Below are 14,232 nucleotides of genomic sequence, written 5' to 3' on the forward strand. Positions count from 1 at the left end.
ATGGCCGGCCCGGAGACATGTCCGGACCGGTCTCGAATTCAAAAGCGAACGCCAAATCCAGCCAGAACTTGGTGACGGTCGAAACCAAGTGACACCTTCTCGGTGCCTTCGCTGACCTTGTAGTCCTTATAATTGGTATAGCGATATTCGGCTTTGGTGTAGAAGTTGCCGGCAATCTGAGCCTCGATACCACCGCTAAATCGAACGCCTCCGCGGCTGTCCGACAACGAGAAATTATTCGCCGCGTCGAGCTCGTCAACATAGCTTACGCGGGCCTTTCCGTTGGCGTAGGCAGCACCAACGTAGAGCCGCGCCGTTTCGGCAACATATGCACCAATGCGTCCGCCGATCGCATAGCTACGCTTCACCGAAAAACACGCAGAGTCGTTACCAAAAATCTCTCCGCAACGCTTGTTGCTGGCAAGGTCGATGCTTCCTTCAACGCCGACAAAGGCCTTACTCGAAATGCCGAGATCGTAGCCAATCGTTCCGCCAAAGGCGGCACCGCTCGAAGACTCGCTCTCGCTGAAATCGCCCGCAGGATCGGCGCTATCGGCATAGGAGATTTTGCCGCTCGTGTTGTCGTAACCCGCCGTGAATTCGACCCGCGCGCCGCCAGCGTTCTGTGCCATGGCTGGGGTCGACACGAGCGCCGCGATCGACAGCGTTGCAAGATATTTAAGCAATTCAACCTCCTGGAATGCTAGGCAAACTTTCCTGATTGCCTTTCTTTAACCGGAGACGATATCTGCCCCACCGTGGTTAACAATTCCTTTCCCGCCGACTGCGGGCTCGGAGATAAATGTTCATTATGGACGCAATTGTGCTCGGCAATTTGGGTGGCCGACCGATATCGACACCCGTAACATCCCACGTCGCTTCAAGACTGGGTGTCAAAGGGCACAATCATGCCATCTTTGAAACCCCGGTACACGATACGGAGTGACGAGTCGCACGGGGCCGGACCGGACCAAAAACTGCAAAGAGTTCGTTTTTTGGACCTTTGTACCCGTCACCCCCTACAAGCGGACAGGTGGATCAGTCCGGCAGTGCTGAAGAGACGACATTCCGCCCTGCGGCCTTTTCCTCAGATTGCGGCAAGAGTGCCATAAGGGCGTCCTTATCAGGACGCCAAGCAAAACGCAGAGGCTCCGCAATATATGCCGTCACAGACGTTTCTGCCGGAATGCTTGCGCTCGTACCGTGAATCAAAAATCCCCCAAGTGGTGAAACGAGGAGCATCGTCCCGACCGAGAGGGCGGTGTGACTTTTACCTTCATCGGACACGTTGCCGGTCAACCGCACGGGCCCATCAGGCATTTCTATGCTGATCAATTGGATATCGAGCTTGCCCTTTTTGCCGACATGACCGTTGCGCTGCGCCCGCGACACCTGTCCGATGACCGAAGTGCCGACCGGGACCACGACCGTGCCGCGAAAACTCACATCTTCGACGACCTCAAGGCGCACGCGGTCGCCGGGCTTACTGTCCTTCGTGGAAAGCGGCGCCGTCGTTTGCAGACGCAGCGGTGTCCCAATGGGCAGATAATAGCGCTTCGTCGATACCGAGGGCGGATAGTCAACCGCCGACTCCAAATCGGCCGTCTGTGCGTGCGCGCTCCCGGCCACCAACAGTGCCATCGTACCGCAAATGGTTCCCCAGTTTCTCATAGCCCCGCCTCCGCTTCGACTCATGTCGAACGAAGTTAGGCTGCGAGAGTTAAGAAAAGACAATCAACAGCTTATCTATTTGCGAAATGCGTTCGCTATAGTAAGGATCGCACAAGCGGACCGACGCATGAACAGCAAGCCTAGCGGCGGAGAGAGTGATTGTGTCGCCTGTTAGGCAAGAGACTATCCGCTTCAGCGAGGAAGCGCCTCCGATCGGGCACTGAGTCGGCCCGGGACCGAGATCCGATCGGAGCGTCGACAATTCAGCTCGGAGTTGCAGGGACCAGTTGAGGAACGAGACGAGATCGCAAGCATATGCGTCGGTGATGCGACCGGTCTGGTTGTTCGCTCCTACATGAACATGGTCGGTGCGCGTCCCATTGCTGATGGGGCACCGCAGCCGGGCTCGTTACTCTTGCAGCCTGCAAGACCGATGACCTCAGGCCCGTTCCACTGCTGGACCTGGCCGGTTTGAGACAGTCTGCTTTCAATCTTCAAGGTGTTGAAAGCTGCCGTGGGTGGAGATCATGCAGCCCTGAACCGGAGCGTATCCACCAAGAGCTTGAATGCCGGCGAGGCGAAGCGGCGATTGGGGTAATAGAGGTGATCGCCGGGTTCGGATGGCGGCGGGTGTGCCGCAAAATAAGCGGGCGAACCGACCACCGCCATCGGGATGTCGGGTCCGAGACGTGCCGCGATTATATCCTTGTCGACCTGTCCGCCGAGCCGCATCCCGGCGTCGAAGCATTCGGAGACGATGTCGGTCAGGCCATAGTCGATGATGTCACCACCACTTAAAGAGCGGGTTTGAGTGAGCGACTTCCGGAATGTGCGGTCGTCCCGCGGCCGGTGGGGTGTTTTGGGCGAATGGTCGATACATCCTCGTATAGCGTCGACCCCATGCTTTGCCGGCAGCGCGGCGGCCCTGCCGTCTGCTCTCCCGGAGGATCGAGCGGCCTTTGCGCGCGTGGCTATTCGTCCAGCGATTGCGTAATGGAGGTATCGCCGCGGACATTTGTGCCGGCAACGGGAGAACAAAGGCGGAAGATTGGTACGTCCGGGACATTCAGGGCGCCGATGCGAAGGCGCGGTTGACCGGGGTCGCGGTTATTTCGGGCGAGCGGCCGGGTCGAACAGATTGTTGCGCGACGGAAGAAATACCGACCCGACGCGAAGCCGATCGGAGTGCTTGGGCTTGCGCTTTCCGAGCCAGACTTCGAGCGTTCCCGCTGAAGACGTGGCTCCGGTCGGAGTCATCAGCTTTGCGGTCACGCCGTACCCAAGCGCGTGCTGCAGTGAATCGGCTAGCTTGAATGCAACGTCACGGTCGTCGGCGCTGTAAAAGCGCACCTCGGTGTTTTCCGGCGACGCCTCGACTATTTCGACGTCTGGCACCGATCGAAAGCGCCCTTTTTCTTCGCTCATCTGACCCTTGAGGCGGCGAGCCAAATCGCGGCCCGATTTCGTCGGCGCGTGCCAATATACGGTCGCCTCAGATGCCCTAGGCGGAACCGCACATAGGAAGACGCTTACGTAAAACGGTGTCGTACTTGAGAAATACCGCTGGAGACCAACGGTATTGCCTTCCATCAATAGCTCGGCAATCTCATCCTCTCCGGATCCTTTCCAAGGATCGGCAACGACCGCATTGTTGAGAAAACGATATTCTGCGCGACTGTTGGTCTTCGTACTCAATGCGCGAAGCCTGACAGCGACAATCTGGCCCGGGGATATCTTTGCGCGCTCGGCAATCATATTCGCATAGTCCGTTGCCTGGGCCTTGCGTCCGTCCGCGTCGGCCCCGTCGTCGCAATAGAATATGTCGACCGTTTTTCCTCGCTGTTGCGGCAGGCCCCGCGATCCATAGACACTATAAATGTCATTTGGCGACTTCGCTGCGCCCGAACCTTGCCGCACCGGCAGGGTCGACGAGCCGTCCGACTGGATTTCCGCGCGTCGCATAGGCGGATCGAGTTGGGCATATTGGACGCGCGCCGTTGATACGGCGGAGGTCGAGACCGGTTGCTCTTTCCGGTCATCCGGGACGCAGTCTGCAAAACAAGGGATATAGAGCGAACCCATCACTGCGGGGATCTGTGGCGGAATATTGGTTCGAGTCTTCCTCAAAATCTCGCTGTTGACCGAATGGAAGATCGCCAGCACGTCATCTCTGGGTTTCAGCGCATCACGCAGCGTCCTTGCATAGAGGCCGTTGTCCGGGGTGCTCGCCCGGCCTTGCGCCGAGACGGCGACCACGATGCCCGGGAGCAGATTATCTTCGGGGCGCGGCACGGTGATGCGCCGAAATCCGTCTCCCTTCAGTTCCTGTATGACGGGATCGCTTCGGCAAGCATCGAGAATGATGGTCAGCCCGCCCTCGGTAATATTGCCGACCGCCGAAGTGAAATCCGCCGATACGTCCAGCGCATCCCCGATCAGCAGCTGGGCCTCGGACCCTGTTGCGATCTGCGTCCGGACGGTTTCGAAATCGGGCCGCGCGTTGACGCCGAAGAGGAACGTCCTGCTATCGATTTGTACGCCATGCCCGGCATAGTAGAATACTGCGATCGAGTATGGGTTTCGCAGTATCTTCTCGACGAACTGGCGAACCTCGGCAACCATCTCGAGTGTAGTGAGGTCGCATTTCTGTACGATTTCGGTCTCTGCCCACCCGATCGTGACGAGACCGTCGGCGACATTCTGGGAATCGCGGCAGGCATTCGGAAGATCGTTGAGCGGCGCCGCGCCAGTCTCGCTCGGCTGAGCGGGCTTGTACTTGCTGTTTCCGATCATTAGTCCGATATGCTTGGGCTCCTGTTCGGAGCTCCGCGTTTGCGCCGTTGCCAGCTCCGTCGTCGTCAGGAGAAGCGCGACCAGTCCGAGGCGGCATGCATGCATCGGCTATCACCAACCGATATCGTCATATTTTCGGGGAACCCGATCCGGCAGCTCTCTGGTGTCCAGTTCGATCTCCGCCGACCGGGTCGGAATCCCTTTCCCCGTCATCTCCGCCAAACGCTTGTTTCGCATTTCGGTGATTTTTTCGGTTACCGTCCATTTCGACGGCATCCAGAGCCGACCGGCGTTCAATATGCGGCTGTTCGTCGTCCGCTTGATGTTGCAATCCCGCACCTGTCCGGTCGGGAGCGCAGGGCATGTCCCCTGGAAAAAGGCCCAGCGATAACCAAAACCGGCGTCGCTGCGCCCCTTGCCTTGCGCAGAGAAATATTTGAATCCTTTTGCGCCCGTGGAGGTCGGTAGCGGAGCGCCCCGCCCGTCGAGATAGCCGAGGAACACGACATTGTGTCCCGAGTTGTTGCTGCGGTTGAAATTGATGAAATCCCCCGGAACAAGCTTTTCGAAGGGAAGCTCCTCGCCCATGCCAAACCTTGCCAGCGTATGGCCCGTCCCGTTCGACGTGACTTCGGCATACATGAAGAAATTCGCGCGCAGGGAGAGTTCGGTACCGCGAGCCCAAAGCGGGAGCGGAGCCTTCGCATAGGGGCTCTTGTCGCCGGTGTCGGCAGCATAAAGGTTGATCGCCGTGAGAATGGTCTCGGTAACGGCCGCGACGCACATGCTGGGCGCGGGCGCCGGCGCACCGCTCGTCTTCTTCACGAAGCCTCCCCCATAAGGAATGTCGTGCGTAAAGGCCTTCTGGATGTCGTATCCGCCATTGGCGCGCTCAGCGTTCAGTTTGGCGACGGCGCGCAATATATAGGGATTAAAGTCCTGTGCGGCCGCAGCCGGCCATGCGGCGCTCGCAAGAAGTATGACCCCCGACACGCGTAGAAAATTGCCCATTCTATCCCCCTCCGGATGCTCAGCAACAATTAATTCTTGCGAAAAAGGTAATATCAGGTCGGCATACTCAATAAGGTAAGCGACTAAGGAGGTCAACGTGTCGAACCCGTATCTAAGTCAAATTGGATCATTCTCTTTCGTGATGTTCAGGCGGACGGACGAGATCCCACACACGCCTTCGCGATCGGACATGATTCCTGTTTGCGCAGCCTCGATTGAATAATATAGTTCTACCAAATGCGAACGGTGGGGGATTGATCATGCAACTCGCTCGGCTTGGATTTTGGTGTGCAGGCGCCGCCGCGGCCCTGTTCATGCCGTGCGCGGCGATGGCTGCGGAGGGGCAGGCCTGCCCAGCGAACAGCAGCCCGGAGCCGGAGGTCAAGCTCGGGCCGCTCAAGGTGGACCGCTGTTACGAGTCCTACAGCCAAACGGAAAGGACCGCCTTTCAGGATATTTCCAACTATTACGGACAGGTGCTGATGTCCGTAAGTGGCGGCACGAGCATGGATCTCGACAAGAGCTTCGGAAAGGCCCTTGCGAACTTCTTCGGCGTCAAGGACCGCTTCACCGCCCTCGTCACGGTCGCCGTCTATGCGAAGATCGCCGACGAAAATGTCCTTGTGTATGAGAAGCCGGTTTTCGACATCACCCGTGACAATAGCGGCAAGACGACCCTCTCGGCCAGTATCCTCGGCGGCAGTGCGATCGCCGCCTCGCCCACCTTCGCGCTGGACGCCTCGAACACGGAGGTGTCGACGCAGATCAAGGTCGCGCTGGTCAATAACCGCAAGCTGGAAAGCCTGGGCGTCATCAAGGAAGGTGTCGAGCTCGCCTCGAAGATGGGCGGCCCCGGCAGCCTGGTGACCGCCGTCGGAGAGCCGGCCTTTGCGGCAGTTGCCGCCCGCATCCAGTCGACTTACGAAGCAACGCTGTCGGACCAGGAAACCAGCAACCTCGATACTGTTCTGAAGTTCGACCATGATGCGGGCGTGAAGGCCGTTACCTACCGGGTAGCCTTTCCCGTCGCGGGCGGCGCCGCCTCCAAGATCGATGTCAAGCTGTGGCTGGCGACCAGACAATCGTTGCTCACCGGCGAACTGCGTACCGATGCGCAGGGCCGCAAATGGCCCGACGCATCGGCGGTTCCGGTGTCGCGCTGGGCCGACCGCATCCGCCTCGCAACGCGGTCGGGAGGAATCGCGCCGACCTATCTTTCGACGGCGCTCGATCAGCAAGGCGTCCCGCAGAAGCTTGAAGAATTGAGCCTCGCGAATGCGGCAGGAGAGCAGATCAGCCGGCAGGAGGCGGTCAACAAGAGTTGCCGCGCGCTGCTATCTGCCCTTCAGAAGGGTCCCTATCGACTGAGCGAGGCCGATGCCCAGCTGATACTGTACAACGAGCTCGAGCGAGGCGGCGTCTTCGAACGATATGACGCCAGCACGCTCGGCTGCACCAGCCTGCTCGTGCCGGTCTGGAAGACGCGCTACGATCTGGCGCCTGCGAGCCACAGGCCGAAACGGGATATACCCTTGCAGGCGAAGGTCAAGCGGCTCACTCGAATGGCCGGCAGCTGGGCCCAGCCGACGCCGGAATCGCGGCTCTTCGCGCTCAGTGACGATTTTGCACCTCGCGATGTACACATGCAAGCGCCTGTCGGGTTCATTCAGGGCGTCGTGGTCAGCGAAGACCCGCCCGGCTTTCAGAAATATCCGGTCGCGGTGAAGCATCTCGCGGAGCGAAAGAAGAGCTGCTTCGGCAATTTCAAGCCGACCGCCGACACCGACCCCACCGCAACCGCCTTCATCCAGTTCGAGGGCGATCCGACGCTGTATCTCGCGACACTTCGTTTCGACGATCGTGCGGACTTCCTCATGGACCCCGGTCCGCGCGTCGAGGGCATGGATCTGCGCCTGGCATCAGAAGCGGACCGGGCGACCTATAATCAGAATGGCAAGTGCCTCTGATCGCGAAGGGTTAGGCCTCGCCCAAAAGCCGGACGAAATGTGCGTCCGGCGCGCGCGGGTTTTCGAACTGGATTCGTGCGGCGATTGCGGAACTTCACCCGGAATAGGCTGGCGCTCCTGGCCGATTTCAGACTGGCAGGTCTCGGGCTGGAAACTTCGGGAGCGGACATTCACCTTCGCCGAGCGCTACGATGGATCGGTCGCCGGAAAGCGCAATGTCGCCGCAATCTCTGCTTCGGCCGTGGTTTCTTCGGCGATAGGCAGCCGGAGGGTCATTTCCTAAGCGTTTGCCCCCCCAAAGGTTCGGCCAGAGTCCGTAAATGGTGTCAAAGCAGCCTCATTCTGGTGGGTTCAAGAATAAGGCGTACCAGGGTTCGCGACACGGGCCAGAGTTCGCGACACGGGATTGATTGCAGATATGGAGCTATTGACTGGATCTTTGGCTCGGACTCTTGCAACCCAACTTTATCATTCCGAAGCGACCGCTTTTGCCGAGGTCTTGGCGCCACGTCGCACCGGAAGAGAAATTTATATGGTTGCTGGCTCAACCGCAGATGATAGCTTTGGGACGAGAGCATAATTTTCATGCCGGAAGGTTGGTCGAATGGGGCGATCAATGACTTTGACCGAAGCCGATGCAGGCCGCATTATTCAAGGCTTCGCCGACGCGACGCTGGACCCCAAGTTATGGATGCCGGCGCTTCAGGTAATGAGCGACGTCATGGGCTCGGCATCGTCGGCTATGGAGCTTGCTGATCTCAATACGGGCGAGGCAGTCATGAACTGCACGTTCCCGCTGGATGACGATACTGTGGCTCTGTACGAGGAGCGCATCTTTCATATCAATCCTCGCGTAGGCAGGGCGCGCCGGGCAGCGGTCGGCGCGATCATCGACGATCGTACGCTGTTGGTCGAGGGCGATCCCCACATGGCCGAGTTTATGGACTGGCTGCGGCACACGCCGCATCGATATGTCAAAGGGACCAAGCTGTTTCAGGCCGAAGGGCACGAAATCTACTTTGGTTCTTACTTCTCAGAAGCACATGGTCCGCCAGAGGGATGGCACCACGACGCCCACGAACGAATTATTCCGCATCTCGTGAATTACATGCGCGCCGGTCGGGTGTTATCACAGGGAAAGCTCTCTAATGAACTTGTGCGGCTTGAGGCTCTGCATTCAGATCGTCCGTTTGCGCTGCTGAGCCGATCTGGCAAGATCATCGAATGCTCTGTCGGCTTTGAGTCGGTCATACGATCCAAGGGCATCCTCGACACGCACAACGGCGTGCTGGCAGCGTCAAGCTCACGCCACCGACGTTCGCTTGAGAGCTTCTTTCGGGCTGCGCTCGGTGAAGATCGACTGACAAAGCCCCCTATGCCTGTGAGGCTATCCAGCGCTGCGGCGCCGCGGGGTATTGTACTGCACGCAGTACCGATTGCGCCGGGCAACGATGTCTTCGACGTCTTCCGACCCGCGGTGCTCGTCACGGTGACCGATCTGGACAAGCCAGCGTCATTGAGCGTGGAAAAGCTGACGGCGATATTCGACTTCACTGTTCGCGAGGCAGAGGTCGCCGCTTTAATCGGCACCGGGCAATCGACCGGTCGGGCTGCCAAGGCGCTCGGTATCACCGAACATACCATTCGACATCATCTGAAGGCGATTTTCGGGAAGCTGGAAATTTCTCGGCAGGCCGAGCTTATATCCATCGTCATGAAGCTCGGTTAGCCCAAGCGCCGCACGCCTTTGTGCCAGTTCGGCGCATCTCCCATCGGTTGGCACTTCATGTCCCCTGTTTGAGGGAGGACGTGATAAATGAGCGTCGGCTAAGCTTCCGCCATCTAACCTGCTAAAAAATGGGGGTTCACATGGAGACGGGAGCGCGCATCGCATTGTTTGCGGCTGCTTGCTGGTTTTCAACGACTGCAAACGCCGCATACTTTATCCAGGCGAGCGAAATTGGCGGCAATGTCGTGTTTACGGGTAGTGGAAGCCTGAATCTTACCGCGCTGACTCCGTCAAGTCTCATCGCGCCAAACACGTCATTCGTCTACGCTTCTGGTAGTAGCATAATACTTGGCAACCTCGAGGCTACTCAGTTGTTTTCCGGGATCCTGCCGCCTGGCAATTTTGGGAGCGGGAATTTCGCCGGTACTACCACTACAACTGGCGCTCAAATTGGCGTTCTAGGCACCAATCTTCGCGCTCCCCTAGGCTATATTTCGGGCGCGTCTTTAGGCACTTCTACCGCCACGTTCGAAAGTTCGACCCTTAGCTCGCTTGGATTGGCTGCTGGCAATTACGTGTGGAGCTGGGGCCAAGGAGCGTCATCCGACACGCTTACGTTGCAGATCGGAGACGTTTCGGCTGTGCCAGAACCCGAAGCTTGGGGGATGATGCTGCTCGGCTTCGGACTCATCGGGGGCGCCCTGCGTGCTCAGCGTCGGCAGACCACGATCCGAGTATATTACGCTTAGCAGATTTGAAGGAGGTTCGTCTCATGACGGTGCGTTCGTTCCTAACTATCGTGTTAGCCAGCTCTTCCCTTTTGCTCTCACCCGCAGATGGGGCACGTGCCGCCGAAGTCATTGGCGGCTTCGCTATCACCGGGACACAGGACGCGTATGACGCGAGTTATACGTCCGGAAACGATACGGTCTCTGCTCAAGCCGGATCTCCGGGATTTGAGATGTCGGCTCGTTCGCAAACGTCCGCCTGGCAAAACAAGATTGAGATACTTTCTGACCTTTCAATGCCACCCGGCGGGGCTGGGACCTATGCCTACGCTGCTGCGCAATCATTCTACGCAGTCAATCAGGTGCTGACGGGACCGGGTAGCACCGCGCAAGCGAGCTATCAGTTTAGCGTCGGTGGAAGTTTTGTGCCTGGTCCGGAAGAGTATTTTCCGGACACCGTAACACCCCAAAATTTGGCGATATTTCTCGTCGCCTATTATGGCAAATCGCTGTCGACCGAATTACGGCCTGACGGCGTGTTTGTGGTCAAAACGACGAATGGGCAAACGACGCTGAACCTGCTTCCCGATCATCCGGCATATATCGACGAAAACCTGCCTTTCATAATTCCTGGCAGTTTTGCCTCTGCATGCGCTGGACTTTCATGCAGGTCGCCCATCGATTTCAATAATTACCTGATGAACATCAACGTCGACATCGAAACTGGTCGGGATTTCAGCGTGATCGCTTATGTTTCGTCATTCACCAACGGTCGGACGGATTTCTTTAACACAGTCAAGCTCAATTCGATCACCATCGATCCAGCATACACGCTCACCGCCGACGACGGAGGCGCGCTGGTCCGCGGTGCCGGCGGAGAATATACTTTGGCTGCCGCCGTCCCTGAGCCAGCCACGTGGGCGACCATGCTCCTCGGGCTCAGCGTGATCGGCGGCGCGATGCGCTATCGCAGGCGGCCCAAGGACGTTGTTGGCTACGCCTGCCCCCGCGAGGTATGAGGCAACATCTGCGCCGCCTATGCGTTTGAATTTTAACCTCGTCTCGCGGGAGCGACTCCGCGAGGCGGGGCCCGCTTTTTCACAAACTGCCCCCGCCAACGCGACGGGGGCAGTTGGGAAGGTTGAGGCACAATGGCATGGTCGCATGATCCATTGCGCCGAGACACTTTACCGGACGCCGCTTCCGAGACATTGATCAACGTCAAATTGGAGGCGAAAGTTCCTCCGGCTGCGGTAATCGTTAGATAAGCTGCGGCCCCTCAACGAACGCGCGGCGCGAATGGGCAATGTCGACCTGCGGTCGCGCGCCAGCACGCTTAGCGCATCCGCCTCGGACATTCGAGCGTGGCTTTTCGAGGCTGAGTCCCGTGTCGTTTGCCATCTATGACAGCCACAAATTGAGCGGCGAGGTATGCACGGCCGCAGGCGTCATGCTATGTTTGAGTGAGGTGGCGATCTTCTAGCTGGGTCGCGACAAGTCAACCTGAAACTACGGGAAAGACCCGAAAGGGGCAGCGAGTTGATTCCCGCTCCCCCCCGATGATCGCGGAATCCCTTATCCGCCGCTAGGCGCGCTTGTTGCCGGCGCTGCGACTGGGACGGTCATTGGTGGCGCTGCGACGGGAACGTCCAGCGGTGCGGGGCTAACGTTTGCGAACGACAACTCGACATCCTCGTCGATGAAGCCGCCGACCGTACCTCCCTTGGGCAAGACTGCGCTCGTTCCGGTCATGAAGAAGCCCGCTATGGGAACAAGCACGACCGCGCCCACGACACCTGCGGTGCCGGTGACCCCCTTATCGTCGAACGTGCCGGTGAGCCTGATCTGGCGACCGTTGATGCGCAGATAGAGCACGCGCGCATCGAGCTTGCCCGACTTGCCCCACATGCCCTTGTTGCGGACATTGGTGATCTCGCCCCAAGCGGGCGTTCCCGATGGAATGACGGTGATGTTGTTGACGACAACCGGCTCTGCGACTTCCAACATGAAGCGCTGGCCCACGCGAGCGGCCTTCTTCTTGGTCGTGATCTCCTCCATCAAGCGGAGGACAACCGGGGTTCCTGCCCGAAGGACGGCATTGGTTTTCGGCATCTCGGCAATAACAGCGGACGGCGCAGCTCCCACATCCTGAGCATAGGCGACTGGCGCGCAGGCAAGAGCCACCGCAGACGCGGCAAGCATATAGATATTCATGATAGACCCACTCCCCCAAATAGAACCGCACCTATAATTGGATGTGCGGCTGATCGACAATATTGAGCAGCCCAATATTGCCATAATGGATCAGATATTTGCGTCGCTCTACGAAAAGAAAATCCGTCTTGCCCAAAAAAAGGGGACAGAGACACCCCCGCCCGCAAAGATCGCAGTTGCTGGCGATTGAATCAGAAGCGGTAGCCGCCCGAGAGGACGACCTGGTTCCGCTTGGTGCTGATGCCCGTATTGAAACCGTCGTACTTGTAGTCGCCATAGTCCGAGTAGCGATATTCAAGGCGGCCGAAGATCGGACCCGAAACATACTCGGCGCCAGCGCCAATGCGGAAGCCTCCGAGATTGTCACCGGCAGAGAAGGTATCCACGCCGTCGTTGTAGCGGAGCTTCACGCGAGCATTGGTGTAGCCACCCTTAGCGTAAAGCAGCACATTCTCGCTGACCGGCACGCCCAGGCGAGCGCCGACATAGAGATCGCGACCCGCAGCAAGCGATGCTTCGTCGCCGACAACATCGATATCGGTCACTGTTTCCTTGGTGGTCGAATCGGAAAACTCGCCTTCGAGACCGAGAATGACGCCGCCGAGGTCAAAGTCGTAGCCCGCGGTGACGCCGTAGTTGAGGCCCCCTTTCGAGCCATCTTCGCCCGCGAAACCTATTGTGACGCTATCGTACCCAACAACAGCGCCCAGCTTAAATCCATCAAGCCTTTCGCTATCCTGAGCATGGGCAGGAACCGCGATGAATGACGCCGCCAAAACCAGACCAAGAAAATTTTTCACTATTATTTCTCCATTGTCGCTCTTTTGAGACGAAGCGCGTAAAGACTTTATCTTTCAGATAAGTCAACCGCGATCAGGAGAATTACTGAAAATTCACTCAAGTGTTGCAAACGGGCAACGAAACGGTGAATGTTTCCCGGCGCTTAGCAGCGAGCGTAGTCGGATGCAAAAATCAGAGCGACAAGAATTGAAACCAGAATGAAATTACCCCGGGCGGCCACGGAGCGACCGGCCCAGCCGGTCAATCGTAAGATTCCCCATTTTCTTGCCAAATGGCGATGCCTCGCGGGCCACACCTGCAAGTCGTCCTTTCATTACAATCGCATAGCGAACCCCTGAAGCATCAGTGGAGGCGACACTGCGGCTCTGCAAAGCTGCCATTCAGCCCCGCACGCCCAAGAAGACTGTGCGCCAAAAATTCTGTCGACTGGAAATCACCCGCTGGATCTGGCCGGTTGCGGTCAGGCGGCTATCGGGTATCAGTCCGGGGATAGCCGACGATGGCCTCACCTGGATAACCGCACCCACTCGGCGAAGTAACGGTATTGCACTTTTGAAGGAAAATCCGAGCGAACGAAGCCGCCGAGATTCCGAGTCGGCGAAGATCACTAAAGGAACTATCCGACGCAGCGCCGTTACCACGCACCGATAAACTGGTCGAAACGATATCAGTTGGCGCAATTGATCCGGCACCCGTTCAAACATAGTCAGCCTAACCTCAGCATTTACCGCGATTCTTTGCCGCGAGCTGGGCCTGTCACAAATAGAATGCTGAATTTAAATCAGAAAACCAGACATTTGCGCGATTCCGACCCGCGCGACGAGTCAAGATTTTTATTTCAGTATTTTTACACGCGCCACTCTTGATCGATTCGCGATTTATGTGGTGACAGTAACGCATGTCCGGCGCCGTTATCCCTGGCAGGTCAGCGGCACCGGACATGCTTTGATTGAAACGCACCGTCAGGCAGCGTTCCGTCGCCGGGTTTGCGACCCGTCGCGCGCAGCGTCAAGCCCTGCCGGTCCATTAGGAATGGACTATTATGAGCGATTACCAGATTACCGCCATCCGGCCGGACGGCAACGATACCGATCGGAGGATCGATGCAGTGCAGATCAACGGCACCCTCTTCCCCATCGACAGAGTGATTGGCTGGATCCAGTCTGGCGAGCACAGGTTCTGGGTACTTGCCCAAGCGCGCAGCGTATGGGTCATGGTTGGGCGGCATACGCAATCGGGCCGCTATTATCTTACAACGGAGGGCGATGGCTTCCCGCCGAACAATTTGCTCAACCTGCCGCGCGTCTGAACCGACGCC

At 58.1% G+C, this 14,232-nt stretch carries 11 protein-coding genes; 5 read left to right on the forward strand and 6 right to left on the reverse strand.

All coding sequences use genetic code 11. From position 1 onward, the window contains the following. Nucleotides 1-38 precede the first annotated feature (38 nt). The 4 genes from ATE64_RS06700 to ATE64_RS06720 all read right to left on the reverse strand — a co-directional run bounded on the left by ATE64_RS06700 (nucleotide 39) and on the right by ATE64_RS06720 (nucleotide 5,571). Nucleotides 39-686 (reverse strand): outer membrane beta-barrel protein, encoded by a 648-nt coding sequence (locus tag ATE64_RS06700; protein ID WP_058453962.1) that lies wholly within the window; start codon nucleotides 684-686, stop codon nucleotides 39-41. Between the two features lie 352 nt (nucleotides 687-1,038). Then, nucleotides 1,039-1,641 (reverse strand): hypothetical protein, encoded by a 603-nt coding sequence (locus ATE64_RS06705; protein WP_058453963.1) that lies wholly within the window; start codon nucleotides 1,639-1,641, stop codon nucleotides 1,039-1,041. Between the two features lie 1,137 nt (nucleotides 1,642-2,778). Next, nucleotides 2,779-4,464 (reverse strand): caspase family protein, encoded by a 1,686-nt coding sequence (locus ATE64_RS06715; protein ID WP_167541747.1) that lies wholly within the window; start codon nucleotides 4,462-4,464, stop codon nucleotides 2,779-2,781. A gap of 111 nt (nucleotides 4,465-4,575) precedes the next feature. Beyond that, nucleotides 4,576-5,571: a hypothetical protein gene (locus ATE64_RS06720; protein ID WP_156416536.1), complete on the reverse strand. Its 996-nt coding sequence runs from the start codon at nucleotides 5,569-5,571 to the stop codon at nucleotides 4,576-4,578. A gap of 164 nt (nucleotides 5,572-5,735) precedes the next feature. On the opposite strand from ATE64_RS06720, the gene ATE64_RS06725 reads away from it, so the two are divergent. The 4 genes from ATE64_RS06725 (at nucleotide 5,736) to ATE64_RS22180 (ending at nucleotide 10,918) form a co-directional block, all read left to right on the forward strand. Further along, nucleotides 5,736-7,442: a hypothetical protein gene (locus ATE64_RS06725; RefSeq protein ID WP_058453967.1), complete on the forward strand. Its 1,707-nt coding sequence runs from the start codon at nucleotides 5,736-5,738 to the stop codon at nucleotides 7,440-7,442. Nucleotides 7,443-8,058: 616 nt separating this feature from the next. Then, a complete protein-coding gene (locus tag ATE64_RS06730; protein WP_058453968.1) occupies nucleotides 8,059-9,171 on the forward strand; it encodes a helix-turn-helix transcriptional regulator in 1,113 nt (370 codons plus the stop codon). A 140-nt stretch (nucleotides 9,172-9,311) separates the two neighbouring features. After that, complete coding sequence (locus ATE64_RS22325) at nucleotides 9,312-9,920, forward strand: PEPxxWA-CTERM sorting domain-containing protein (protein ID WP_156416538.1); 609 nt, start codon at nucleotides 9,312-9,314, stop codon at nucleotides 9,918-9,920. A 23-nt stretch (nucleotides 9,921-9,943) separates the two neighbouring features. After that, nucleotides 9,944-10,918 (forward strand): PEPxxWA-CTERM sorting domain-containing protein, encoded by a 975-nt coding sequence (locus ATE64_RS22180; RefSeq protein WP_082657618.1) that lies wholly within the window; start codon nucleotides 9,944-9,946, stop codon nucleotides 10,916-10,918. Nucleotides 10,919-11,474: 556 nt separating this feature from the next. Here ATE64_RS22180 and ATE64_RS06740 read toward each other — a convergent pair. Then, nucleotides 11,475-12,113: a hypothetical protein gene (locus ATE64_RS06740; RefSeq protein ID WP_156416539.1), complete on the reverse strand. Its 639-nt coding sequence runs from the start codon at nucleotides 12,111-12,113 to the stop codon at nucleotides 11,475-11,477. 191 nt (nucleotides 12,114-12,304) lie between these two features. Continuing rightward, a complete protein-coding gene (locus ATE64_RS06745; RefSeq protein ID WP_058453970.1) occupies nucleotides 12,305-12,913 on the reverse strand; it encodes an outer membrane beta-barrel protein in 609 nt (202 codons plus the stop codon). A gap of 1,043 nt (nucleotides 12,914-13,956) precedes the next feature. On the opposite strand from ATE64_RS06745, the gene ATE64_RS06750 reads away from it, so the two are divergent. After that, nucleotides 13,957-14,223, forward strand: a complete 267-nt coding sequence (locus ATE64_RS06750; protein ID WP_058453971.1) for a DUF3892 domain-containing protein — start codon at nucleotides 13,957-13,959, stop codon at nucleotides 14,221-14,223. Nucleotides 14,224-14,232 lie beyond the last annotated feature (9 nt).

It is taken from the genome of Sphingopyxis sp. H073 (genome assembly GCF_001468395.1).
Lineage (GTDB): Bacteria > Pseudomonadota > Alphaproteobacteria > Sphingomonadales > Sphingomonadaceae > Sphingopyxis.